The 23,300-nt window shown below is 68.3% G+C and carries 19 protein-coding genes and 2 pseudogenes; 12 read left to right on the forward strand and 9 right to left on the reverse strand.

The window, feature by feature from the left end; all coding sequences use genetic code 11:
- The first annotated feature begins 57 nt into the window (after positions 1-57).
- The 7 genes from ACFC0Z_RS16080 to ACFC0Z_RS16110 all read left to right on the forward strand — a co-directional run bounded on the left by ACFC0Z_RS16080 (position 58) and on the right by ACFC0Z_RS16110 (position 8,743).
- Positions 58-4,533, forward strand: a complete 4,476-nt coding sequence (locus tag ACFC0Z_RS16080; protein WP_376437642.1) for an NACHT domain-containing protein — start codon at positions 58-60, stop codon at positions 4,531-4,533.
- 34 nt (positions 4,534-4,567) lie between these two features.
- Positions 4,568-5,359, forward strand: coding sequence for a Crp/Fnr family transcriptional regulator (locus ACFC0Z_RS16085; RefSeq protein WP_376437645.1), 792 nt, complete (start codon positions 4,568-4,570; stop codon positions 5,357-5,359).
- A gap of 122 nt (positions 5,360-5,481) precedes the next feature.
- Positions 5,482-6,273, forward strand: a complete 792-nt coding sequence (locus ACFC0Z_RS16090) for a hypothetical protein (RefSeq protein WP_376437648.1) — start codon at positions 5,482-5,484, stop codon at positions 6,271-6,273.
- Between the two features lie 62 nt (positions 6,274-6,335).
- A complete protein-coding gene (locus tag ACFC0Z_RS16095) occupies positions 6,336-6,563 on the forward strand; it encodes a hypothetical protein (RefSeq protein WP_376437651.1) in 228 nt (75 codons plus the stop codon).
- Positions 6,550-7,305, forward strand: coding sequence for a hypothetical protein (locus ACFC0Z_RS16100; RefSeq protein ID WP_376437654.1), 756 nt, complete (start codon positions 6,550-6,552; stop codon positions 7,303-7,305). Before ACFC0Z_RS16095 ends, ACFC0Z_RS16100 begins: the two co-directional genes overlap by 14 nt.
- A complete protein-coding gene (locus tag ACFC0Z_RS16105) occupies positions 7,302-7,610 on the forward strand; it encodes a helix-turn-helix domain-containing protein (protein ID WP_376437656.1) in 309 nt (102 codons plus the stop codon). Before ACFC0Z_RS16100 ends, ACFC0Z_RS16105 begins: the two co-directional genes overlap by 4 nt.
- Complete coding sequence (locus ACFC0Z_RS16110; protein WP_376437658.1) at positions 7,607-8,743, forward strand: hypothetical protein; 1,137 nt, start codon at positions 7,607-7,609, stop codon at positions 8,741-8,743. Before ACFC0Z_RS16105 ends, ACFC0Z_RS16110 begins: the two co-directional genes overlap by 4 nt.
- A 222-nt stretch (positions 8,744-8,965) precedes the next feature.
- Here the strand turns inward: ACFC0Z_RS16110 and ACFC0Z_RS16115 are convergent, their stop codons facing one another.
- The 3 genes from ACFC0Z_RS16115 to vsr all read right to left on the reverse strand — a co-directional run bounded on the left by ACFC0Z_RS16115 (position 8,966) and on the right by vsr (position 12,023).
- The gene (locus ACFC0Z_RS16115; RefSeq protein WP_376437660.1) at positions 8,966-9,106 is read right to left on the reverse strand and encodes a hypothetical protein; all 141 of its coding nucleotides are present in this window, start codon (positions 9,104-9,106) and stop codon (positions 8,966-8,968) included.
- Positions 9,107-9,485: 379 nt separating this feature from the next.
- Positions 9,486-11,096, reverse strand: a complete 1,611-nt coding sequence (locus tag ACFC0Z_RS16120; RefSeq protein WP_376437663.1) for a hypothetical protein — start codon at positions 11,094-11,096, stop codon at positions 9,486-9,488.
- Positions 11,097-11,528: 432 nt separating this feature from the next.
- The gene (gene vsr, locus ACFC0Z_RS16125) at positions 11,529-12,023 is read right to left on the reverse strand and encodes a DNA mismatch endonuclease Vsr (RefSeq protein ID WP_376437665.1); all 495 of its coding nucleotides are present in this window, start codon (positions 12,021-12,023) and stop codon (positions 11,529-11,531) included.
- Between the two features lie 69 nt (positions 12,024-12,092).
- Between vsr and ACFC0Z_RS16130 the strand changes: the two are divergent.
- Positions 12,093-12,557 (forward strand): annotated as a pseudogene (locus ACFC0Z_RS16130) (HAD family phosphatase); the annotation flags it as partial.
- Positions 12,558-12,596: 39 nt separating this feature from the next.
- Here the strand turns inward: ACFC0Z_RS16130 and ACFC0Z_RS16135 are convergent.
- Together ACFC0Z_RS16135 and ACFC0Z_RS16140 are read right to left on the reverse strand one after the other, a co-directional pair.
- Positions 12,597-12,936, reverse strand: a pseudogene (locus ACFC0Z_RS16135) (transposase); the annotation flags it as partial.
- Between the two features lie 55 nt (positions 12,937-12,991).
- Complete coding sequence (locus ACFC0Z_RS16140) at positions 12,992-16,282, reverse strand: AAA domain-containing protein (protein WP_376437668.1); 3,291 nt, start codon at positions 16,280-16,282, stop codon at positions 12,992-12,994.
- Positions 16,283-16,940: 658 nt separating this feature from the next.
- Between ACFC0Z_RS16140 and ACFC0Z_RS16145 the strand changes: the two genes are divergently transcribed.
- Positions 16,941-17,594, forward strand: a complete 654-nt coding sequence (locus ACFC0Z_RS16145) for a DUF6928 family protein (RefSeq protein WP_376437670.1) — start codon at positions 16,941-16,943, stop codon at positions 17,592-17,594.
- 42 nt (positions 17,595-17,636) lie between these two features.
- On the opposite strand, the gene ACFC0Z_RS16150 is transcribed toward ACFC0Z_RS16145, so the two are convergent.
- Complete coding sequence (locus ACFC0Z_RS16150) at positions 17,637-18,557, reverse strand: hypothetical protein (protein ID WP_376437673.1); 921 nt, start codon at positions 18,555-18,557, stop codon at positions 17,637-17,639.
- 349 nt (positions 18,558-18,906) lie between these two features.
- Here ACFC0Z_RS16150 and ACFC0Z_RS16155 point away from each other — a divergent pair, with 349 nt between their 5' ends.
- Both ACFC0Z_RS16155 and ACFC0Z_RS16160 read left to right on the forward strand, forming a co-directional pair.
- On the forward strand, positions 18,907-19,284 hold the full coding sequence (locus ACFC0Z_RS16155) for a restriction endonuclease fold toxin-2 domain-containing protein (RefSeq protein WP_376437998.1): 378 nt from the start codon (positions 18,907-18,909) through the stop codon (positions 19,282-19,284).
- Positions 19,285-19,298: 14 nt separating this feature from the next.
- Entirely contained in the window at positions 19,299-19,751 is a 453-nt protein-coding gene (locus ACFC0Z_RS16160) for a hypothetical protein (RefSeq protein ID WP_376437675.1), read from the forward strand.
- A 227-nt stretch (positions 19,752-19,978) separates the two neighbouring features.
- On the opposite strand, the gene ACFC0Z_RS16165 is transcribed toward ACFC0Z_RS16160, so the two are convergent.
- Positions 19,979-20,464 (reverse strand): DUF4265 domain-containing protein, encoded by a 486-nt coding sequence (locus ACFC0Z_RS16165; protein ID WP_376437678.1) that lies wholly within the window; start codon positions 20,462-20,464, stop codon positions 19,979-19,981.
- A 467-nt stretch (positions 20,465-20,931) separates the two neighbouring features.
- Between ACFC0Z_RS16165 and ACFC0Z_RS16170 the strand changes: the two genes are divergently transcribed.
- Positions 20,932-21,231, forward strand: a complete 300-nt coding sequence (locus ACFC0Z_RS16170) for a tyrosine-type recombinase/integrase (protein WP_376437681.1) — start codon at positions 20,932-20,934, stop codon at positions 21,229-21,231.
- Positions 21,232-21,288: 57 nt separating this feature from the next.
- On the opposite strand, the gene ACFC0Z_RS16175 is transcribed toward ACFC0Z_RS16170, so the two are convergent.
- Both ACFC0Z_RS16175 and ACFC0Z_RS16180 read right to left on the reverse strand, forming a co-directional pair.
- Positions 21,289-21,705 (reverse strand): hypothetical protein, encoded by a 417-nt coding sequence (locus ACFC0Z_RS16175; RefSeq protein WP_376437684.1) that lies wholly within the window; start codon positions 21,703-21,705, stop codon positions 21,289-21,291.
- A 355-nt stretch (positions 21,706-22,060) separates the two neighbouring features.
- Positions 22,061-23,188, reverse strand: coding sequence for a magnesium and cobalt transport protein CorA (locus tag ACFC0Z_RS16180; protein ID WP_376437687.1), 1,128 nt, complete (start codon positions 23,186-23,188; stop codon positions 22,061-22,063).
- Between the last annotated feature and the right edge of the window lie 112 nt (positions 23,189-23,300).

Genomic DNA, 23,300 nt, shown 5'->3' on the forward strand with positions numbered 1-23,300 from the left:
GGTACCGTCCGCGCAGGCGCGCGGCTGACACGGTCGCCTGGGCGACCGCAGGGAGCAGTGGTGACACCGAGGCCAGGAGGCGAGACGGACAAGTTCGGCAACCGCTACGAGGGGGCCTGGACGATCAGACACGCACTGTACGTGCTGCTGGGCGCGGGAACGTCGATCACCCTGGAGCCGGGCTCTCCACTGGGGGACGGCGTCGAGTTCGTCTACCGCCATGACGGTAGGACCCAGGTGCACCAGGTCAAGCGGCAGAACCGGAACGCGAATAGCTGGAACGTCGCCTCCCTCCGTGACAAGGACGTGTGGAGCAGCCTGCGGTCCCACGTCGACGCGGGCCGCGCGTTCCACTTCGTCTCTCTGGTTCCCGCTCGTTCGCTCGACGAGCTCGCCGACCGTGCTCGCCGTTCCGACACCCTTGCCGCCTTCGAGGCGGAGTGGCTCACCGACGGACTTCAGGGCCCCTTCGACGCCCTTGCCGCGGCCGACGTCTTCGGTTCGGATGCGACAGCCTGGCGCATGTTGCGAGGGCTGTGGGTGGAGTGGCACAACGAGCGGGACCTCGTGCACACCAACGCGGTCCTGGCCGAGCAGGTCCTTGCAGGGGCCCCGGGGCGCCTGGCGGCTCTCGGGCTCGGTGATCTCCTGCTGAACAGTCTGGGGACCACGCTCGATGCGTCGGCCATCAGCGCCCGGCTGGGAGAGTACGGGCTGAGGCGGGTCAGCCGGACGGACGGCGCCGAGGCGACGTATGCGGTGGGCGAGGCGACGCGTCGGTGGGCGTCGAGCGTCGAACGCGCGTTGCTCCGCCCGGCCATCCCTCGAGAGACAACCGATCAGTTGGTGGAACAGGTCCTGAGCGACGCACAGCAGGTCACCGTTCTGACGGGTGCGGCCGGCGGCGGAAAGAGTGCGGTGCTGTACCAGGCCCTGGACGGCCTCACCAAACTGGACACCGCGGTGCTCGCCTTCCGTCTCGACCGGTTGGCGCCCTTCACCTCTACCCACGAGCTGGGTCTGCGAATCGGGCTGACCGGGTCACCGGTCAGCGCGCTCGCAGCCGCGGCGAAAGGGCGTCGCTGTGTGCTGATCGTGGACCAGCTCGACGCGATCAGCATGGCGTCGGGCCGCATCCCGGAAACCTTCGACGCGGTGGCCGACCTGATGGACGAGGCGATGGCGTACTCGGCCATGCGTATCGTCCTCGTGTGCCGGGAGTTCGATGCCAAGGCCGATCCACGGATCCGTCGGCTCACCGCATCAGACCGCTGTGCGCACATTGCGGTTGGGTCGCTCACCGATGCCCAGGTCGATGCCGCGCTCGCGAGCATGGGCCTGGCCGCCTCACGCGTCACACCGTCGCAGCGTGCTCTGCTGCGGTCACCGTTGCATCTGGTCCTTCTGGCTGAGGTCGCGGACCAGGAGGCGGCCCTCTCCTTCCGCACGACTCGGCAGCTCTTCGACGCCTTCTGGGACACTAAACGAAAGGACTGCGCACGTCGCCAGCCTTCCGTACGCTTCCACGAGGTCATCTCAGCCGTCGTGGCGGCCATGAGCGCGCGGCAAAGGCTCTCCGTTCCTGACAGCCTGCTCGACGCGGACGCCCTCGCATCGAGTGCGGACGTGCTGGTGTCGGAGCACGTCCTCGTGCGCGAAGGCCGGCAACTGGCCTTCTTCCACGAGAGCTTCTTCGACTACGCCTTCGCGCGCGACTGGCATCGGCTGGACGAGAATCTGGTCACCTTTCTCGCCGGTGGGGACCAGGAGCTCTTCCGGCGGGGACAGGTACGGCAGGTCCTCGACCATCTGCGGGACCTGGACCCGGAGCGGTTCACCCAAGAGGTCGAGGGACTGCTCATCAGCCCGGAGATCCGCTACCACCTGAAAGACATCACCTTGGCCGTGCTGCGCGGCCTGGAGGCTCCCACCGCCGGTGAGTGGGGGGCCGTCGCACGTGTACTGGACACCCGTCCCCTCTTCCGGGACCAGCTCGTGAACGAGGTCAGCAACGCGGCGTGGTTCCGGCGCGCGGATGACGAGGCGGCGCTCGACGACTGGCTGACCAGTGCCGACGAAAGGGAACACGAGTGGGCGGTACGGATGATGGCCGCCGGGGCCGATGCCTTCCCCGACCGGGTGGCCCGCCTCCTGGAACCGCACGCCTCGGATCCTCGGTTGGGATCCTGGCTGGAACGGGTCGTCCGCTTCGCGGATCTCGCCGGCAGCAGGAGCCTCTTCGACCTGTTGCTGGACGGGGCGCGATCGGGGCTCCTCGCCGGACGCGAGCACCTCGTTTGGGTCTCGGTGCAGGACCTTGCGGGTAAACGACCTTCCTGGGCAGTCGAGTTGATCGGAGCGATGGTCTCGGATCGCCCGGACGCGCTCCGGCTCGAAGACGACGGAAGGGTCGGCTTCTTGCTCACCCGGGACGACTCGGCCCTGCGTGTCGTCGCGGCTGCCGCGGCGGGCGCTCCGGAGGAATTCTGCGCTCGGGTCCTGCCGTTGCTCCTGGCCGCCATGGCCGCGACCGCGCTCCCGCCGAAGGAGGGCTGCCCGGTCTACGACAGGCACTTCGCGTTTCGCTATCCCGACGACCGGCCCAGTGACTTGGGTGACGCCTTGTTCCAAGGCGCGGCCAAGGCACTGCGGATCGTGGCGAGCCAAGACCCCGCCCGCGCGCGTGGTCTGGTGACAGGGCTCGCGAGCGTGCCGTACGAGGCGGCTCAGTGGCTCCTCTACCAGGTCCTGATCGAGGCGGGGCCCACTCTCGCCTCTTGGTCCGTGGAGATCCTTCTGCAGGGCCGACACCGCCTCCTGTCCGGCTACGGATCCAACATCGTGTGGGGGGCCCGCGAGGTTCTGTGTGCCGTTGGGAATGCCCTGCCCGACGACACGCTCCGGCAGGTGGTCGACACGCTTCTCCACCTGCGCCTTCCTCCGAACGACGAGTTCTCGCCCTGGCATGAGTTCACGCTGCTGACGGCGCTCCCCGAAGACCGGCTGTCCGAGCGGGCGGTGCGCCGGCTCGGAGAACTCCGCAGGCGTCACGGCGACATGCGGCAACCGGACGAGCCTAAAGGGGTGACCGGCGGGTCCATCGGGCCGCCCATTACGTCGGAGGCGGCCCAGCGCATGAGCGACGACCAGTGGCTGGGCGCCATGAGGAAGCACAGTCAGGACCGCACCGACTGGGAGACCTTCACCGGTGGGGCCCGGGAACTGTCCCACGTGCTAAGGAGCATGACGGCGGCTACGCCCGGCCGCTTCTCGCGACTCGCCGTACGGATGGATGCGGGGATGCACCCGGCCTACGGAGCATCGCTTCTTCTGGGCCTCGGAGACGCGGAGCCTTACGGCGACCCGGATACCGTCTTCGCGGCGGTCCGTCACCTCTCGGTTCAGTGCAGGCCGGCTCATGACCGCTGGCTCGGTTGGGCGATGCGGAAGTACCTCACCTCAGTGCCGCTCGACCTCGTGGAGACGCTCCTGGACCGCGCGCTCGGCTTCGACGACACCGGTGACAAGGCCGACGCCGGTGACGTGATCGGCGAGGGGGACGTGGGGAGCGAACCGGACGCGGAGCGTGACCTCCTCACCGCAGGGATCAACACCGTGCGTGGCAGCGCCGTCGAAATCCTGGGCGACCTGCTCATCCATGCTGCGGACGGCTCCCGTGCCGCCCTGCTCGTACCTCACCTGCGGAGAATCGCCGCCGACCCTTCGCTTCCCGTCCGGGCGTGCGCGGCTCATCTGCTGCACGCGGCGCTGCGGTACGACCGTCCCGCAGTGGCTGAGGCGTTCGCCGTGCTCGTCCGGGCCCCCGACCGGCTCCTGGCTTCAGGGACGGTGTTTCGCCTGTTCGTGGCCCTCTGCCACGGGGACCCGGTGGCGGGCGGACCGGTGAGGGAACGAATGCTGCGTTCCCCGGTGCCAGCGGTGCGCCGGAATGGTGGACGGGTGGCGGCGCTGGCGGCGATGGAGTGGGAGACGACGGACCTACTGGCGGAGGTGCTCGCAGGGAAGGACGGAGCACAGCGGCAGGGCGCCGCGGACGTGTGTGCCCAGCGTCTCGTGAACACCGGGGACCAGGCCTTGGCACATCACGCACTCGTCCAGTTCTTCCACGACCAGGAAGAAGGTGTGCGAGAAGCCGCCGCCGCTGTAGCCGTCGCGTTGAGGGGACGACGTCTGGGGCCCGTGCGCCGCACGGTGACCGCACTGATCGATTCCGACGCCTTCGCACTGGCCCTGCCACAGTTGCTGATCACTCTCGAAGAGGCCCCCGACCGGGTCGACGAGCTGGTACTCGCCTGCGTACGACGGTTCCTCACCGTGTTCGGCGCCGCCTCGGCCGATCTGGCCACTCGCGCCGCTGCCGATGCCCACCACATCGGGGAGCTACTGGTCCGGGCCCATGCCCAGGCCACCTCGGCTGCCCGCCGGTCCGAGATTCTCGATCTGCTGGACCAGCTGCTGCTCCGTGGGGCCTATGGTGTGGCCGAAGCGATCGGTAGTGTCGACCGAGGCTGAGGCACTCCGTGAAGAGAAACGGAAGGTGCTCCGGGTGTGCGCCGTCGTGCGCCCTGAAGTGCACTCGTGGTACCGGCTGTCCGAGCGGAAGTCGCGGACCGCCGCACCGAGCGCGTGCTGTGCTGTGCGCATGATTCATGGCTCGGACATGGATGGTCGCGCGACCTTTCTCGACACGCTGACGGCCGGGGCGCGCAAGGCCTTCGCACGGCTCGGGACGCGGTGCAGCTTCGCCGTGGGGGACGTGCTGATCCAGGAGGGCGATCACTCGCAGGAGTTGATGGTGCTGCACCAAGGGGTGGTGAAGGTGACCGGTGGGCTGGACGGGGACCGGGCGGTGCTCATGGACGTCAAGAACGAAGGGGACGTCGTGGGCGAGGTGGCGGCGATGGGCCTCGGGCCGAGGTCGGCGACTGTCACCGCCGACCGCGAGGTGATCGCCACCGTCATCCCGAGTCACGAACTGCTGCCCTTTCTCTGCGAAAATCCGCAAGCCGAGTCGGCCCTCAAGGGGGTGATCGGCCGCCGACTCCGCCGTTCCGAGCGCTGGCCACTGGACTACGGCAGGCATCCGGTCCCGGTTCGGCTGGCGCGCCTGCTGGTCGAGCTGGCGCAGTCGCACGGGAAGCCGGACAGGAACTCGGTGCGCATCGAGGTGAGCCTGTCCCAGTCCGAGCTCGCCGACCTCGTCGCGTCCACAACGAACACCGTGCAGAAGATGCTTGCTCAGCTGCGGGCGGACGGACTCATCTCCACGGGCGAACGGCAGACCTTCGTACGTGACGTGGCCGGACTGCGGCAGGCGGCTCGGCTCTGCCCGCCGTGACGTGGTGACGTGGTGACGTGTCAAGAAATCCGTAAAAAAGCGGGATTCTGGACCGCCCGGACCCCTTCCTCGGACAGTTGGCGTGCAGCGCACCCAACAACCACTGGAAGGTGGCGAGTTGTATGAGTGAACCCCTCTTCCCCCTGCCTTCGGGCAGCATCCCGCGCCGTCGGCTGTGCCTGGCGGCGGACATGGAGCAGTACAGTCTCCTCGACACCCGGACCCAGTCTGCCGTGCAGTCCGACCTGGTCCGGGTGCTGGACGAAGCGGCGACGCTGACCGGACTGGACCGTGGGGCCTGGGCTCGTCAGCCGCAGGGCGACATGGAGTTCGCCGTCCTCCCCGAGACCACCCCGGAAGCTGTAGTCCTGGGGCCTTTCGTACACCACCTGGCGGTCCGTCTCGGCGCCCTCAACGCGCGTTCCGCAGCCCCGCGTGTCAGGCTGCGGCTGGCCGTCGACACCGGTGTCGCTCCGGATGCCGCCCTCGGCCACGCCGGCCCCGCGCCCGTTGCCGTGGCGCGCTACGTGAACGCGCCCCAGGTGAAGGCCGTGCTGGCCGCCCTCACCTCGGCGGATCTCGCCGTCATCGTGTCCGACCGGCTGTACCAGGACGTCGTACGGTCCGGACAACCCGGCCTCGAGCCGGCGCAGTACGTTCGCGCCCACGTACAGGTCAAGGAGTTCGGAGGGTACGGCTGGATCCGCGTGCCGGGCCACGAGCCGGACGACATGCGAGCGGCCGTCGATGGCGGGCACGAACCGCTGCCGTTGCCGAACGTTCCCGTGGTGGATCGGGCGAACCTCTCCCAGCACGTTCGCCATGGCGTCGCCGTAGGCCGGGACGTCCGCGGCGGCCTCAATCTCGGCCTGCCCGCGATGCCCACGGCGGACGGTCCCGGGCACGCCCGATGACGGTCCCCCACAAAGCCGGGTTCCGGTTCGAAGGGGACAGAACCCAGTTGGCGGACTACGGGGTGAACGTCGGCAACGACCTGTACGGCGACATCTGCATCCACCCGCCTGCCGCTGCGGCTGACCCGTCCTGGTTCCGGCCCGGAACGGCGAGCCCGACCCCGGTCGAGCGCCTCGTCGCAGTGCGGTCGGCGCTGACTGCCCTTGCGAGCGCCTGTGAGCGGGCTGCCGAGGCGCTGTCGTACCCGGGCCTGATGGGGCCGGAAAGGAGAAGTGATGAGAAGGACTGACCCCGACGGTGTGTTCGCCCTGATCGCAGCGACGCTTTTCAGGGACCCCGGAGGTGTGCGGCGCCTCCTCGTGGTGAATGACGGCCACCGCCCTGTGCGGCTGTCCCCGGAGGACTGCAGGAACGCTCTGTACGGGCCGCGGCGCGACGAGGGGCTGCGGGCGGCGATCTGGCGACAGGCCGTGACGGAGGCCCAGCAGGAGCCTCCGGGTGGCGACGCCGAGGGGAGACTGCTGGTGGTCTGGCTGGCGATGCCCGGCTTGCACCGCAACCTGTACCGGATCCTGCGCCGCTTGAGGGTCGAGCGCGCCGACTTGGAGGCGGAGGCCGTACTGGCCCTACTCGCCGCCCTCGACACCGCGGATCCGGACGGTCCGGACACGGGCGGACGTCTGATCAAGGAGGCGGTGAACCGGATGTGGGCCTACGCCGACCGCATCAGGAGGGAGGTGCCCGTCGTGGACGTCGCGCGCTTCGCGGACGCCCGCATCGCTACGGCTGCGGGGGAGGAGCCGCAGCGGTCGGTCGAGACGTGGGAACTGCACCTCGTACCCCCGCCCCGTCCCGACGGTCTGTGCGCGACGCTCCGCTTCGCCGAGTCGCGCACACGGCGGGAAGGGGAGCGGCTCGGGGCACTCGCGCACTGTGCGGGCTTGCCCGACGTGGTGTTCCGGGCCCGGCGTCATGAGGAAGCGGACCTTGTCGGCACGCTCGTGCTGCGCCCTGTGGGAGCCCGGCGGTGAGCCCCCGGTCCGGCCCGCCGCTGAGCTTCGCGGAGGCGTTCGACCTGCCCCTGAGCGTCGACCTGCGGACCGCTGCCCGCGCGTTCGGGGTCTGTCCCGGTACGGCGTACAAACTGATCCGCCGCGGTGCCTTCCCCTGCCCGGTGCTACGCATCGGGCGGCGCTACCGCATCCCGACCGCGTACCTGTTGCGCTCGCTCGGCATCGAGGAGCGTCCCGTGTACGCCGTTGACCTGGAAGTCGGCGCCTCGTACGCGGCCGCGCTCGACGCCACCGACATCCGTGGAACGGAGGATCCCTCATGAACGTGTCGCCGGCCTATCGGCGGGAGCCCGAACGGTGCCGGACGTGCTTCGTCATCGGCCCCATCGGTGATGCGTACGCTGCTCACGGCACCCCCGAGCGCGAGTCCTACGAGCACCATCTCGGGATCTTCGAGCAGGTGATCGCGCCGGCCTGCGCGAAGTACGAGATCGACGCTGTACGTGCGGACGGCATCGCGCACGCCGGTGACATCAACGAGCAGATCTGCCGGCACGTCATCGAGTCCGACCTGGTCATCGCGGACGTCAGCGGTGGCAACCCCAACGTGATGTACGAGTTGGGGCTGCGTCACATCACAGGCAAGCCGACCATCCACATCGGGGAGGCCGGACAGTTGCCCTTCGACATCGCGTCGATCAGAACGATCCGGTACGAACGGGCACGCAGCCACCTGGCCGGAGCGCGCCGGGAGATCGAGACCGCCTTGGAAGCCGGGCTCAGGGACGGATTCGAAACCCTCACCCCGGCGCGGGTCGTGAGAGCGCTCCAACCGGCCGAGGGACCGTCGTCCTCCGCTGGGAGCACGAATGCAGACGCCACGGCCGACGAGGATCCCCCCGGCCTGCTGGACGACTTCGCCGCGATCGAAGGCGGGATGGACGAGATGACCGCTCACCTGGTGACCATCACGAAGGTGATACAGACGATCCGGACGCTGACCGAACAGAGCACCGGCGAGATGCTCGACCTCACCCAGGCGAGCGCCCCCGCGAGCGCCCGTCTCGCGGCGGCGGCCCGCTACGCGGAGTCGCTGAGCGCACCTGCCGGGGAGATGAGGACCGTCGCCACGGCCTTCGCGGAGCGGATGACGACAGTGGACAGCGGGGTGAGGGCCGCGTTGAGCCTGATCGAGGTGACAGCGCCTGACGAACGAGGCGAGGGAACGGACGCGTTCCTGGAGCAGCTCATCGACTTGGACGAGGTGGCCCGGACGGGACTGTCGCAGTTCGGTTTTCTCGGTACCTCCGCGAGCGGCCTGGTCCGTTGGAGCCGACACCTCCGCAAACCGGTGAAGGACGTCTCCAGCGCGGTGCAGGAGATGACTTCCGCCATCACGCGCATGGGGGAGTGGGCCGGCAAGGCCCGAGAACTGGCGCAGGGCGCTACAGGGTGAGTCTGTGCGGCAGGGAACCCGGACCCCGGAAGTCCGGTTCCCTGCCGCGTCATTTGGCTGTTCGCGGTGCGCCCTTACGGCGCCGTCGGTGAGGACCAAGGAATCCGGCGGCCCCAGGGCGATCACATCCGCCGGGAGCCGGAGGTGCAGCTCCGGTATGTCCGTTGAGCGGCTGCCGCGGTGTAGGAGGCGAGTTGGGGAAGGCGTCCTCCCATGGGGTGCTCACCGTGCAGCCGACAAGGGGCGCAGTACGGGCCACTGCTGGAGGAGGTCCTGATTGAGGTAGCGGGACAGGTCGCCGTGCAGGACGGTGCGGTACAGGTCCACGTGCTGGCGAGGTCTGCCTAGATCGTACGAGGTCATCCCGGAACAGCGAGGTTCGGCGGCAGTTCTACGTCACCGTGCGTCGGCCCGTGGAGCTCGTCCAGCGACTCCGGCAGGCGGCTCCGGAGCTTCTCCCGGTACAGCGCGAAGTCCTCGGAGTCCGTGCCCGAGACGTCCCTCGGCGCGGGCCGTGCGCGCTTGCCCGAGCCTGGATCGAGAAGGGGCGGACCCCGTCAGCGAACCGGCCGGCTGTCGTGACCTTGATGGTCAGCCCGCCGCCTTGCGCGCACCTCACGGCTACCGCAGCCGACAGGCTGGCGTCAGGCGAACATCCCCGACATCACCCAATCAAGTTCAGCAGTTTCAACGGCTGGTCACGCTCTTTGTCCAGGCGTTCCTGACCATTCTCGGCGGTGCCTCACCCCGGCACAGCGACAGGCACCAGTTTGCCGTCCCCGAGGTGCAGCCAGCCGCGACCAGGGGCGATGGTCCAGCCAGTGATGGAGTCGCCGATTCTGATGCCGATCGCATCGCCTGTGCTCCGCTCCTGCGGGGACAACAGAAGGCCGCGGTGGGCCCTCTTCGTCTCCTCGAGCCAGCCGAAGCCGAACGGGAGTTTGTCTTCGCGACAGCCCACCACCAGGGCCGTACCTTCTTCGAATCCGTGCTGCACGACGCTCTTGAGCAGACGTCCTGCGTCGCATTTGTCGAGCACCTCCGCGTCGTCCATCACTACGACGACCGGCTCTTCGGGAGATGCCGACGACAGGGCTGCCTCGAGTTCGGCGGTGCTGAGGTCGTCGCGTACGAAGCAGTCCACCACTCCGCCCTGGCCGGCCGCTTCTCGCAAGGGGGACGCTTTTGGCGCGACCAGAACGACGCGGGCATGGGCGGCGAGCAGAGAGCGCGAGATGTTCACCAGAGCTGTGGATCGCCCTGACCCCGGTGGCCCTGCCACGATGAATGCCGGAGCAGTTCCTGTTGCGAGGTCAGGCCCGCACGCACGCCGCTCTTCTCCTGTGATCCCCGCGAGTGCCCACAAGGTTGGTGTTGCCGGATCCCGCATCGACCATGCCTCGTCGAAGGTGATCCGTTCCGATACATCCTCGAAGCAACGTTGCGCCTTCAACGCCTCGTGGGCCGCTTCCCACAGTCCGAGGAGAAGCACGTGGTCCTCGAGCATCAGGTGCGCCACGTGAGAGAAGGCTACGACTGCCTCACGAGTCGGCAACTCGTCGTGGGTGTACCAACGGATCCAGTCATCTGACGGAATGCCTGTCTCTTCTCCCAGGTAGGTGAACGACCACCGTCGCTTGACCCTGTGCTTCCGGAGGAGGCGGTGCAGCATGACCAACTCATGCCCTGCCGGAGAAGGGGCCACCTCGAACTCTCTGCTTTTGACCCCGTAGAACGTGGCGTTCGCCGGCCTGCTCTCACCTACGGCGTCAGCCATCTTCACGAAGCCTTCACCGCGGCGCACGACGCCTAGGAAGACCCTCAGCGCATCCTTGTCGTCCCACAGGGCCTGCGCCGCGTTGATGATCAGCCCCTTCAGGGACTCCTCGGCGTAGTTGACGCGTGCAGCCGCTTCGTCGAGGTCAGGAGGCGTCTCCTCTTCGGCTGATGTCCCTCGCTGATGTGTTCCCCCGGCATCCTGGTCGGGTGCATCCGCAGGATCGGTGGGGGTTCTCGCTTCGTCACCGACGCCAGAAGCCGCGGCATCGGTCGGTGGCTGCACGGATGCTTGCGCGACCGTCTCGTCGTACGCCTGCTTCCACAGCCCTTTGAACCGTCCGACTTCGCCCTCGGGGTCGTCGTGACCCGCGTCCTCGGACAGGACGGCGACGATGAGCTCCAGGCGGCCCAGCTTGGGGAGGTGCGGTCTCTGGAAGGTGTCCAGCACGGCCTGGTGGTTCACGATCCAATAGTCGTGAGCATCCTTCCCGATCCGGTCGCGGATGCTTCGTGCAGACGGGAGCCCGGCGTCCAGTCGTAGATCGTGCAGGCCGTCGTTGAGCTTCTTGAGCACGGGGCGTCCGTGTAGGTCCGGCTTCCTCCAAGACTGGACGCCCGCCATGTGATTCCCCTCGTCGGCCTGTGTCAGGTCCTGTCAATCAGATGGGCCGACAGGCATGCACGACATCTTCGATTCTCGGCCGAGACCATGTCGCACGGCGGGGATTTTAGCCGAAGCCGTCAGGTGGCGTCTCAGGTCGTCAAGGTCTTCTGCGAGGGGCACACGCTGGGTGCACACCCCCGTTCTCTCCCGTACGGAAGGCGAATGCCAATGGAACCCGCCAGTGTGCGTGTTGCCGTCCTTCTGCTGGTTGGTGTGCTCGTCACCATCCTGGCTCTGTACGCACCAGAAGCGGGTTCCGCTGTCGTGGGAGCTGCCACGGTTGTGGCCCTCCTTGCCGAGCTCACAGCCCGCAAGTGAATCCGGTCCGTTCGATCGGATTGCTCAGGGGTCTGGCCCCATGGAGCGCTTCGTGTTCTTCTGCAGCCGCAGGGCCAGAGGATGGCCACGGGTGGCGAGGGCTGCCGTTACTTTGCCCACGGCACCCTCCACGCTTTCGTGCTCCCAGATGCGCAGCGGCAGCCAACCCAGGAGCAAGAGATGCGCATCGGTCTCCTCGTCTCTGAGAGCGTTGCCCTGGAGCTTCCGGCTCCACCACTCGGAGTTGTGCTTCGGAGCGTGCAGATGTTTCTGGCACGCATGCCAGAAACATCCTTGGACGAAGATCGCGGTCCGCCATCGAGTGAAGGTGACGTCGGCACGACGCCGAGGCATTCCAGGGATGGGTAGGTTTACGCGGTACCGGAAGCCCCATGCGTGCAAGGCGCGCCGCAGGGCGAGCTCCGGCGTCGTGTCTCGGCTGCGCTGGGCCATCATCACCTTCCGCGCATTGGCGTCTAGCGGCGCCGGCACGCCGATGCGACTCTCTTGGATCCCCACCTTCAGACAACTGCTGAGCGATTGATCGGGTCACCGGTCGTCGTCCGATCTCAGAAGGGCCAACGCCGGATGGTGCGCGGGAACAGGGCTGACGGGGATGGGCGGCTGGGGCTGATCCTGGATTTCGCGGGGGTGCTCACCGCCAGTCCCATCGAGGTCCACCGACCCTGGTGCGTGTCCGAAGGGCTGGAGCCGGGGGGACATGGCGGGCGACCCTCAACGACCATCCCGAGGGGTGGCGCTTGTACGCGGTGCTGGAGATCGGGGAGATCGGGCAGGCCGAGTGGAATGAAGGAGCGGCGGCGCTGCTGGGGGAGCACGTGGACCCCGTGAACCTGGTGGGGCGGGCCTGGGGCGACGTTCCGCCGCGCGTCGGTGGTCGCACTCGCGCGGGCCGCGCGAGCCGCCGGTCACCGGCTCGCGTTGCTTTCCAACAGCTTCGGCCTCGATCCGTTCAACCCGTACGAGCACGTGGGCATCTGGGACCTCTTCGGCATGCCCGTCGTGTCCGAGCTGGAGGGGCTGGCGTGGCCCCTTTCTGCGTGGCGCAGGGGGTACTGACCAACACGCACAAACACGCCCCGGGCGCATCGGTCGCCCTCGTTTCTGGGGCCGGACGTGCGACCCGTCCACGGCACACTCGTCCAGGCCCAACGATTCCGAGAGGCGCAGTTCGGTCAGAAGGCCGGCGTGTAGGTGCGTCCCACGCCGACCTCGGTCCAGTCCCGCAGCCGACGCCAGGCCGTCACACCGGAGCAGCCCACGGCTTCGGCCAGGACATCGCGCCGGGCGACGCCGGTCCGCAGCACGTACGTGATGCCGACGAGAGTCGTCCTGTCCGGAACGCTCAGCTGCCGGGATGCCGACAGCGTCGTTCGGGAGCGGATGGCAGTAGCGTGGTCACCCACCCCCATGACCCACGGCTCAACCCATTCTGAAGCGATCAGTGAGTGCCGATCGGAGGGGATTTAGTGGCTGCCCCGTAGGCGTATGTCCTGGGTCCAGGCGTTGGAACGCCCGGAAGGGGACGTCTTGCACGCGGTGGCGTAGCAGCGCCAGAACCAGTTGCCGTTCTTCCGCCGCCGGATCTCGATCTCTGTGCCCTGGCACCGGCCGCACTTCGGGGGGCGGGCGAAGGTCTCGGCGTGCTCGTGTGCGAGCAGCTTGCGGGCGAAGTGCGCGCCGCGCATTGCGACCATCACCTCCCGCGTCCAGCTTTGGGACAGAGCGTTCAGGCTGCCGAGCAGCACAGTCTGCTCGTCGAAGACCGCGATCTTCTGGTGCATGACGTTCATCGGGATCACCGTGTGGGCCACGGCGCGAAGATCCGCGATCAGTGTCTGGCTCGCGGGCTTGCGTTGCAACTGGTCGGTGTCGTCGCGGATGAAGACGGTGATCCGTACGCCCCGGTCGGCGGCAGCCGCGAGAGCGGGCAACAGAGAGCGGAGCCGCTTTGCGACCCATGGCGCCCAGAGCCACAGAGAGTGCTCTGCTCGGTTGATCTCCTCGGCGAAGGTGTCGTAGAAGGTCGTCTCGTCGTGGACGTCGGTCACCTCCACGTGCCGCCCCAGCACCTCCGCCAGAGCCGTGCCGAACTCACCGCGGAGCGGGACCGGGGCCGTCGGCGGAGCGATGAGGTGCTTGGCCTTCAGGACCCGCACGCCTGGGGATCCGATCAGTGCGGCGAGCCGGGCCAGGGCCGTGCCGGGTTTGGCGTTCCTGACGCGGGCTCCGCCGGCGACGACGTACAGCCGGGTCTTCGTCCGGGTCACTGCCACATTGAACAGGCGGATGCCGTTGCGGTGCCAGGCGTCGGCCCCCGGCTGTCGGTGAGCGAGGGCCATCCACAGCTCGCGGCTGTCGCCGCTGCCTTCCACCGTGTCGAAGACGACGACGTCGAACTCCCGGCCCTGGAACCGGTGGGCTGTACCGACCTCCGCGAGTGGGCGCCCCGCGCTTTCGACGTCGCGCAGCGCCTCCAGGGTGGCGTCGGCCTGGACACCGTACGGAGTGACGATGCCAGCCTCCTCGCCCTGTTCGCGGTGGAGCTCCACCAGCGCCCGAGCGATGAGCGACCCGGCAGGCCACCACCCTTTGCGGCTGCCGGTCAGGTGGGCGCGAGCCAGCTCGTCCAGGCCGTCGGTGTCGATGAGGACGATCTCGGGGTCGTTGTCCGGCCTCTCCCGCAGCACCTGGGGGCCGCCCGTGAGGACACCGCCGTACGCAAGGTCGTTGGCCAGACGCATGACGGCGGGGCCGAAACGGTGCTGCTCGGTGAGCGTGACGCATGACGGGTGCGCCTGGGCGTCCGACGGTTCGTGGATACCGCAGTGCTGGAAGACGTCCGGATGCAACCACCTTTTGATGTCGGGGCGATCGCTGTTGCCGAGGGCCGGCGGGATCACCGGCCCGAGCTGCATGAAGTCCCCGAGCAGGACGGCCGCCCGGTCTGCTTTGCCAGTGGCGAGCAGGACCTCGGGGAGAGTTGCGGCCCCCGCCTCGTCGACGAGGACCACGTCGTACGGCCCCTCGAAGACCGTCCGGTTGGTGCGAAACCGGGCCAGGGTCGTGGCGACCAGCTTGGCCGACTTAATGATCTCGCCCTGAGCGTTGCGGGCGAGTCGCTCGTATTCTTCCTGCGCCAGCTCGTACCGCTTCTCGAGTTCCGGGCGGCGGGTGCGGTCGGCGGTAACGGCGGGACGTAGCTGTTCGGCCCGATCATGCTGGGCCGGCCAGCCTCGCTTGGCTGCCTGTTCGGCCAGGTCATGGGCCTGCCGGGCGCGGGTGGCGGTCTCGGAGGCTTGGATCGCCTCTTGCTCCAGGGTGAGCGCCTGCTGTTCAGCTTGCTTACTCTCGGCTAGGAGCGACATGGCGTCGGCTTCGAGCCGGGAGATCTGGTCCCGGGTGAGCGGTATCGTCTCGACCAGTGCGTTGACTCGGGCACCGATACGGGCGATGTGCGCGGTCGCGGTGGCACGGGCCTCCTGTGCTGCTACACGGGCGTCGGTGGCCGCCCGGCGGGCGTTCACCAGCTCGCCCTGAAGGGCGGTGATCGTGTCGCGCTGTCGCCACCTGCCGACGGCGCCCTTCGACTCAAGTTCCTTCAGTCTCAGCTCCAGGGAGCGACGGTAGTCGTCCGCGAGTAGGGCGTCGGCCTCGCTGTTCTCCGCCGCTTCCCGCACGCGGGTGATCTCCTCCGAGAGGTCGTCGACTTCGCGCCAGCGGTTCTTCGCCGCGTCCGCGGCCCTCTGACGTGCGTGTGCTGTCCCGATGGCCTCCCCGAGGCGGTCTAGGTGTCGGACCGCTCGGCTGAGCCGCTCTTCCGCCTCGGTCACCCGGGCTCGCGCCGCCGCCACGTTCTGTCCGGGCGTCCGTACAAACTTCAGCGCCGCGAAGTACGACGGGGCGTCGAATCCCGCAAGTCGGCTTTCCAGCACCGTCAACTGCTCGGCCCGGTCTCTGATGGAGACGAGTTCGGCCTCGAGTTCCGCACGCCGGGCCGCTGCCTCCGTCAGCCGGGCCCGAACCATCAGGGGCAGGGACACGGATGGGTCCTCGGCCACCTCGCGCAGGTGAGGCGGCCCCACCCGGACGATGTCACCGAACTCGTGGCGCTTCTCCCGCACCACCCCCAGCAGGGCGTTGTCCACAGCGATGTTCGTCGCTGATACCAGCAGCACACGCTGGCCCTGAGCGATCAGGTCGCCGATGGCCCGTTTGAGGACGGTGGTCTTCCCTGTGCCCGGTGGCCCCCACACCAAGTGGACGCCTTCGCCGAGGCATGCTCGGTAGGCGTCCGCCTGGGCAGGATGGAAACCCGGCGGGTCGACGGCGTGGGTCGAGGGGCCGCCGATCGTCGCGGTCGCGAGAGCAGTGGCGAGGGGATGTTCACCCAGCCCCGCGATGCCGTCACGCAGGGCCTCGATCAGGAAGGTGGGCGGCTGCTTGAGCATCCACAGGTGAGGGTCGGCAATCTCGGCGAACTCCGGTACCAGCAGTGTGAGCAGGGAGCCGTTCTGCACGGCTTCGGAGACAGCGAATCCCTTGGTCTCGATGCCGTCGTTGTCCGGTCCGGCCAGCCTCAGGGAGTCCAGCTGGTCCGGTCCGATGTCGGAGCCTCGGAGATCGACCACATACCGGCCCGGATCACCGCCTCGGGCCGCCCGCCCGACGAGCTGCCAGCGTGGCTGCTTGCCCGCACCTCCTTCGACGGCGATCCACTCGCCGAGTGCCGAGGAGATCTCCTCGCGCCATCCCACCTACCGCCCCCGATCCGCCCGGTCCGATCGCCTGCCCGCTGCTGCGCCGCAGCCTATCCACCTGGTGGTTGTCACATGCAATGAATGGCCGATGGTCGGCAGGCTCAACGTGGTCGTGAGCCGATCGTCTGACGAGATCCGGCCATCCTCAGCGGCACGCAGCGTGGTCTGAGCAAGCCCTTCGACCCGGCCGCGACGATCTACTCCGCCAGCACGGTCGGTGAGCCTTCACGGGTGGTGCTCGATAGAACAGGGCATCCGTCCATCTTCAGCGGAGCCTGACGGGCCCTGCGATTCCCGGCCGGTGCGGCGGTTTCGCATCGTGTGAAAGTGCCAGCTGGCTGGGATGGCGACGCGCACCCGGCGCTCCTCTTCGGCTGCGTCGCACCACCGTGCCGTCCCTGGCGATGTCGTAGGCCAGATCCACCGCAACCGGCTCGCCCTGGCGTGCGTTCCGTGGCCCGTCCGGCCGAGGGTCGCCACCGTCCATGTAGTGGACGAGGAAGCGTGCCGGGCCAGTGCTTAGAAGGCACTGGGTGGGTGGGGGCGTTGGGCGGCTCTGACCTGCGCGGATGCGGCCGGTAGCCGGGCGCCGCCGAAGACTTCGGGCGTTTTCGGGACGGCTGGACTGTCGGTGGCTCCAGATGGCGTACGGAGCATGGGAGCGAAGACGGCGCTACTGGCGTACGCGGACGGAGATGTGGCCTCGGTGCTGAAGGCGGCCGGTGAGCCGACAGCCGAGGACACGGCGGCACTGATCGCCCGAGTCTTCCCGGGCTGTCGTGCGGAGCCGACGGAGGGTGAGGTCCTGGGAGAGGCGACGTACCCGCCGGACGGCCTCACGTACGCGGCGAGCTTCACGGGCGTGGACATGGTCTGCGACCGGCGCCTGATGTTCGACCGCCCGTCGGAGCTGCCGGCGCACCTTCTGGAACCGGCAACGGGACGCCGCGTGATCCTGCACGCGATGCACAGCGTCTCGGACTGGCTCGCCTTCGCGGTCTGGGAGGACGGCCGTCTCTGCCGCTCGCTGAGCCTCTCCCCGGACGGTGGCATCGTGGAGAACATCGGCGACCCGTTCCCCTTCGAGATGCCCTACTGGGCGGGTGACCGTCCCGTGGAGTTCGACCCGGACTGGGACGAGGAGCCGTACGCGCTGCCCTTCCACCCCCTGGAACTGGGCAACGAAGCCCTGCGCGACTTCTTCGGCTTCCTTCTGGAAGGCCGGCCCGCCCCCGAGGACGTCGACCTGGACGTGGTGCCACTGCTCGGTTTCCGCCTCTTTGCCGACAGCAATGAGCCGACCAGCTGACACCACCCAGACGATGGCATCCGCCTAAGATAGGTTGACGATTCACGTCTGCAAGGGGGTGCGACGGTGGCCGGTCTTGCTCCGGACGTCAAGTTCATCGCGGAGGGAATGATCCGCGGCTCCATGGGGCTTCTCGACACGATGCGGGGAGCGCGTGACACGGCTATCGCCGTGGGACACGAACTGGCGCGGCAACGCGGGATGGCAGGGGACGACGACGCCGGGCGAGCCTTTGCCAAGGTGTACGTCTCGGCAGCCTCCGCGACGCTCGACAAGATGGGCTTCAGCTCCTACGTCCTGGGCGAGACGAGCAAGGGGCTGATGCGCAACGCCCGCGAGTTCATGGCCGAGGAAAGCCGACAAGTCTCTGCCTTTCTGGGACGGCAGGCCGACCTCACGGCGGGAATGGGCGACCCCGGCGCCGACTGCACCGAGAACTACCTCGGGCTGGGCCAGGAGCTCCCCGAGGTGGTGGGGGAGACCGCCTGGTACGAGCAGTACGCCCCCGGCGGCGGCAGTGACCGCTTCCGTGGCTCGCCGGAGAAGATCCGGGACGTCGCTGGCTCCTGGCGCCACGCCGGGGTGCTCATGCAACGCTTCCTGGAGGACGCGCAGGCGTACGCCCTCACCGCGGGCAAGGCTCACTCCGGCGAGGCCGCCGACGCCTTCCAGACGTACGTCAAGCACAGCGTCGGCCTCACCTGCCCGCCGGCGAAGGCGGAGGAAGGCGAGCCGCTGGTGACGAATCTCGTCGCTGCCTGCACGCAGATAGCCAAGGCGTGCGACCGGTACGCCGAGCACGTGGAGGCTGCCAAGGGGAAGATCGCCGAGCGCAGGATGGACCTCTTCGAGGTCGACATGCCCTGGGACCAGCCGATGTTCGGGGGCAACGGATACGACGGCGGACTGCTCGATGCCGTGCTCGGGGACTCCTGGATCCGGGACCTCGGCTCCGTGGGCCATGCACTGGACTCGTCCGCCACACGAATCAAGCTCCCCGCGGCCGATCCGCCAGCGGCGCCCGCCGTCCCGGGACTCCCGTTCCTGCCGCCGCTCATTCCCGCGCCGGTGCCCGTACCTGTCCCGGTCGTCCTCGCGTCGTACACCGGGCAGATGCCGGCCCTGGCTCCGATGATCAACCCCGTCGACCCGGGAATCTCCTTCGTCGACCCGATTCCGCCGGTCCCTGGGACGACCCGTCTGCTCACCGCGGCAGAGCAGCAGCAGTTCCGCGCGTGGGTGAATACCCTCCGGCCCGGCGGCCCCGGACAATGCCTACCAGCTTCGCGTGGCCGGCTACCCCGAGCGCGAGGTGCCGTTGCTCGGGAGCAAGCGCGGGCTCATGGTGGACGGCATACGCCCCCTCGACGGCCACCTCGTCGAAGCGAAGCACGTACGGGACCCGGACTGCACGAAGAAAAGCTTCCGCACTCTCGACCGAGTCGAGGAAACACTGGCGAAGCCCGTCAAGATCAACAATCAAGGGAAGATCTCATGGGACCCCGTCGTCGACTCCATGTACGCGGGTGACGAGAAGGAGCTCGTCCGCTACAAACAAGCCATGGCCAACCCTGCCAACAGCGAGATCCGGGGCCTGGAGATCGTGACGAACGGGCGGGACAACGCCGTCTACTGGCAGTCCATGATGGCGATGACGGGCACGCCCGGCTCGACGCGGTACGTCCCCTGAGAACAAGGAAGAGCATGGCCACGGAACGAAACATCCGGACGAACTTCGCCTTCTATCCCCCCGAGGGGAACGGCGGAGCCTGGCACGCCACGCTGGACTCCCTGGAGCGGGCGCTGCGAGAGGCATTTCCCGACCCCACCATCGGGCACCGGCGGTCCGGCGTCCACGAGATGACGGTGCTGGACTTCGAGATCGAGCTGGCGCCGGACGTGTGGCTGGACGGCACCGCGGCCATCACCGAGCCCGACTACGCCTACATCACCCTCACCGACGTGACCGCGGACGAAGCCGGCGTCTTCGCCGTCTGGCTGCGCGACTCCTTCGCTCCGGCGCCCAACCTCGTGCGCTTCGCCAGCAGCCTCGCCATGGCGAACGGCGAGGACACTCCCTCGCTGCTGCCAGTCGAAGGGGGCCGCGAAGACATCGGTGACCTGCTGCGCCGGCACCTCGACGCATTCGACTACTGAGCGGTGACGTTCAAGCGGACTGCCGCCTATGTGACGCTGCTTCCCGTCGCTCTGATCGGCCGGCGGAACGTAGGAGCGCAGTTTCACGGCCCCGGATACCTCCCGCCGAGCCCAGGAGCGGGCTGGGCTCGAAGAGGCGGCCCGGCGGATGCGACGCAGGCCGCTCTGCCTCTGCCCGGACGGGACTTGTGCTGACACTGTCGGCGGGTGACCGGAGCGCGCGCATCTCATCGGGCCCGTGCTGCCCGCCAGGCGTCGGTGATGCAGCCCTCTTCCATGTCCCACCACTCCTGGGCCACGCCGTGATCGAGGAGCCGCTGGACCTTTGCGAGGTCTACCTCCGGCGGCACATCGAGAGCGACCATGCCGAACCGCTCGATCCCTTCTCCACCCATTCCCAGTTCCGCGAAGGCGTTCAGAACGCTTTGCCGCGCCGGGCCAGATCCCTGGTCATGCAGCACGATCAGCCGGATGGTGCAGTTCTGCGACGGCGAGACCACCTGGCCCGCCCAGTGAACGCCGTCCTCGTCGGGTTCGGTGGTGAGGACGTCTCCGCACGCCACGCCGCGTACGAACCAAGGAGTGTTGTCGAGCCGCACAGTGCCATCGCTTCGGTCGAGAGCCCACAGACTCTCTACTGAGGCGGGCGGCCAATCACCGTCCGTCTCAAGGCGGAAGTGCACCTTCACATGTTCGACTCCGGTCTGCGTCATCCGGTCAGGATGCACGATCTCTCCGATTCGGACCCGTGCGGCCCGTGCTTGAATCGGCGGATGATCGAATGGCAGTTGCCGAGTTACGGGCGCGGGCCGTACGACGAGGTTCCGCCCGTTCTCGAGCGGGTTCTGCGATCGCCGTCCAGCGATGAGGAGGCATGGCAGAAACTCTGGCACCTCCCGCAGGACATCGACTTCGAGCGCGGTGTCATCCGCGTGCGACGGCAGGTGCAACTGCTCAATGGTCGCTTGTACTTCACGCTGCCCGAGGGTGGGAAGACCCGCGTCGTCGACATGCCCGCTCGGTCGCCGCAGAGCTGGCCGTCTATTTCCTGCAGTGTCCGGCCGTGGAGGTCGAGCTGCCTTGGGGCGGACCGGAGCCCGAGCGGGAGAGGCGAGCCTTCCCGCTCGTCCTGACCACGACGTACGGGAACGCCATCCGGGCGAACATCTTCAACGTCTAGGTGTGGAAGCCCGCGCTCGCGAAAGCCGGGGCCATCCCCGTGCGGGAGAAGGGCGGGCGCTGGAAGGCGTCCCGCAAGGACGGCTTCCACGTTCTCCGGCACACGTACGCCTCGATCATCCTCGAAGCCGGTGAGTCCGTGGTCACCCTCGCCCGATGGCTCGGCCACTCCAGCTCGACCATCACCCTCGACCACTACGCCCACTTCATGCCCCAGGCCGGCGGCAAGGGCAGGGTAGCTGTCGACGCGCTGCTCGGCGTGGTCCCCGAGCACGTCCCGGAGAACCTCACCTTGGCGTGAGCGAGCGGGGGCACAGCACACGCTGTGCCCCCGCTGTCGTTGGGCTGCCTGCCGAGTTCAGCTGGTGAGGCTCTTGCGGCGGACCCGCACTCCGTACTTCGTTCCCTCAGGTCCACTGCTGCTGCCCCAGCCGACGCTGGTGGCGACGTCCCATCCCCTCTGTGCCTTCATCTGGGCCGCGAAGGTTCGGATGTTCTGGATCGTGCAGCCGCAGTCCAGCGAGACGTCGATGCTCAGATACGGGCTGCGGGGATTGTCGTTCCCGTACGAGGTCTCCTCCCACCGCACCTCGTGGACGTGTTCCTCGAGGCCGGTCCGCACCGCGTCGTGCTTGATGCCGTGGGCCTTGGCGTACTCGTCCAGGTCGTCGATCACGAACAGATGGCTGGACCACTCACCGGGCCAGACCGCGAAGAGCCGCGAACTGCCGGCCAGGGCCCGTTCGTAGGCGGCCCGGTCATCCCCGTGTGTCACCCTGCCGTCTTCGTGGACCTCGATGTAGCACGTCGTACTTGCGGTGTACGGGAAGTCCCTTCCCGCAGCCGCAGCACTCCTCGGTTCCAACAGACCCTCCCTGTCTGCGATGCCCCGCTTGGAAGTCAACAGCAGTCAGGCGATGGCCCGCAGGGCTTCGCCCGACACCCTTGGTGACCACTGATCCTCGACCCTGCCTTTGGGACGTGCCCGTCGTGCCGCAGAGCCGCAGGAGAGGACAGCAAGCGTCCACTCCCCAGCGCCGCGCATTCTCCCCAGATTCTCCCCAGAGGCACGGAAAACCTCCTCCCGAGTGTTCGCACTTGTGAAGTTGATCAGATGCCCTGGGCCTCTGCTACAACCAGTCCTTCCTCTTGAAGACCACGTACAGGCTCACGCACACCACCGCCATAAGTAGCACCGCGAACGGATACCCGCCCGCCCAGTGCAGCTCCGGCATGTGGTCGAAGTTCATGCCGTAGATCGTTCCCACGAGTGTGGGTGCGAAGAGGATGGCCGCCCACGACGAGATCTTCTTGATCTCCTCGTTCTGTTCGAAGCCGGCCTCCGCCAGGGCGCGCATCTCCGCGTTCTGTTGTTGGGTGACCAGGGTGGCGTTGACCGTGAGGATGTCGGCGAGGGCCTGGCGGAAGCCGTCCACGCGTTCGCTGGTGTGGGTGACGTGGTCGGCGACGTCGCGGAGGTAGCGCTGGAGTTCCTCGTCCGTGCCGTACTTGGCGAAGCCGGCCATCAGGCCGTGGAGCATGCCGACCAGGGGGCGGGTGGCGCGCTGGAACTCGACCATTTCGCGGGAGAGTTCGTAGATGCGGCGGGAGACCGCCGGGTCGCCGCCGAAGACCTCCGTCTCGATCTCGTCGATGTCGTTCTGGACGCCCGCGACGACCGGTGCGTAGCCGTCGACCACCGCGTCGAGGATCGCGTACAGGACGGCCTCCGGGCCGAGGGCGAGGAGGTCGGGGTTCTCCTCCATGCGGCGGCGGACCGAGGAGAGGTCGGGGGCCGCGCCGTGGCGGACCGTGATGAGGAAGTCAGGGCCGACGAAGAGGTGCAGTTCGCCGAAGTCGACCTCCTCCTGCGCGTCCAGGTAGCGGGCCGCGCGCAGGACCACGAAGAGCGTGTCGCCGTACCGTTCCAGCTTCGGGCGCTGGTGGGCTTCGAGCGCGTCCTCCACCGCCAGTTCGTGCAGGTCGAACTCGGCCGCCAAGGAGTGGAGTTCCGCCTCGGTCGGGCGTTGCAGGCCGATCCAGGCCATGCCGTCGGGGTGTTCGCGCAGCTGGCGGAACGTGTCCGCGAGGGTCGCGGGGGACGCCACCCGGCGGCCCTCCCGGTAGAGGCTCGCCTGGACGACGCTCTGTCGCGCGGCGGCGGGCGGGGGCGTGTCGGGGTCCGGCTGTGGCGGCTCCGGGTGGCGGCGCCAGGCCGCCCGGGGGCGGCGGTCGGAGCGGTCCGGGCGGTCGGGCACGTGTCTCGGCTCCTCTGCGTTCCCGGTTGCGGGCGGTGTAGGGCCTGTCCGGCGGTCCAAGGGGGGATTTGGGCGTCTTCGGCAGGGTATACGGGAGTGTCCGGGAGCTCGT

The sequence above is a fragment of the Streptomyces sp. NPDC056144 genome, from assembly GCF_042264145.1.
Taxonomy (GTDB): Bacteria; Actinomycetota; Actinomycetes; order Streptomycetales; family Streptomycetaceae; genus Streptomyces.

Excerpts from the sequence above, each read along its gene's own strand:
- ACFC0Z_RS16090 (WP_376437648.1), top strand. The coding sequence starts at position 5,482 with ATGAGTGAACCCCTCTTCCCCCTGCCTTCGGGCAGCATCCCGCGCCGT.
- ACFC0Z_RS16100 (WP_376437654.1), top strand. The coding sequence starts at position 6,550 with ATGAGAAGGACTGACCCCGACGGTGTGTTCGCCCTGATCGCAGCGACG.
- ACFC0Z_RS16110 (WP_376437658.1), top strand. The coding sequence starts at position 7,607 with ATGAACGTGTCGCCGGCCTATCGGCGGGAGCCCGAACGGTGCCGGACG.
- ACFC0Z_RS16115 (WP_376437660.1), bottom strand. The coding sequence starts at position 9,106 with ATGACCTCGTACGATCTAGGCAGACCTCGCCAGCACGTGGACCTGTAC.
- ACFC0Z_RS16145 (WP_376437670.1), top strand. The coding sequence starts at position 16,941 with ATGGGAGCGAAGACGGCGCTACTGGCGTACGCGGACGGAGATGTGGCC.
- ACFC0Z_RS16150 (WP_376437673.1), bottom strand. The coding sequence starts at position 18,557 with ATGGCCCACGGAGCCGAGGTCCCGGATCCAGGAGTCCCCGAGCACGGC.
- ACFC0Z_RS16160 (WP_376437675.1), top strand. The coding sequence starts at position 19,299 with ATGGCCACGGAACGAAACATCCGGACGAACTTCGCCTTCTATCCCCCC.
- ACFC0Z_RS16165 (WP_376437678.1), bottom strand. The coding sequence starts at position 20,464 with ATGACGCAGACCGGAGTCGAACATGTGAAGGTGCACTTCCGCCTTGAG.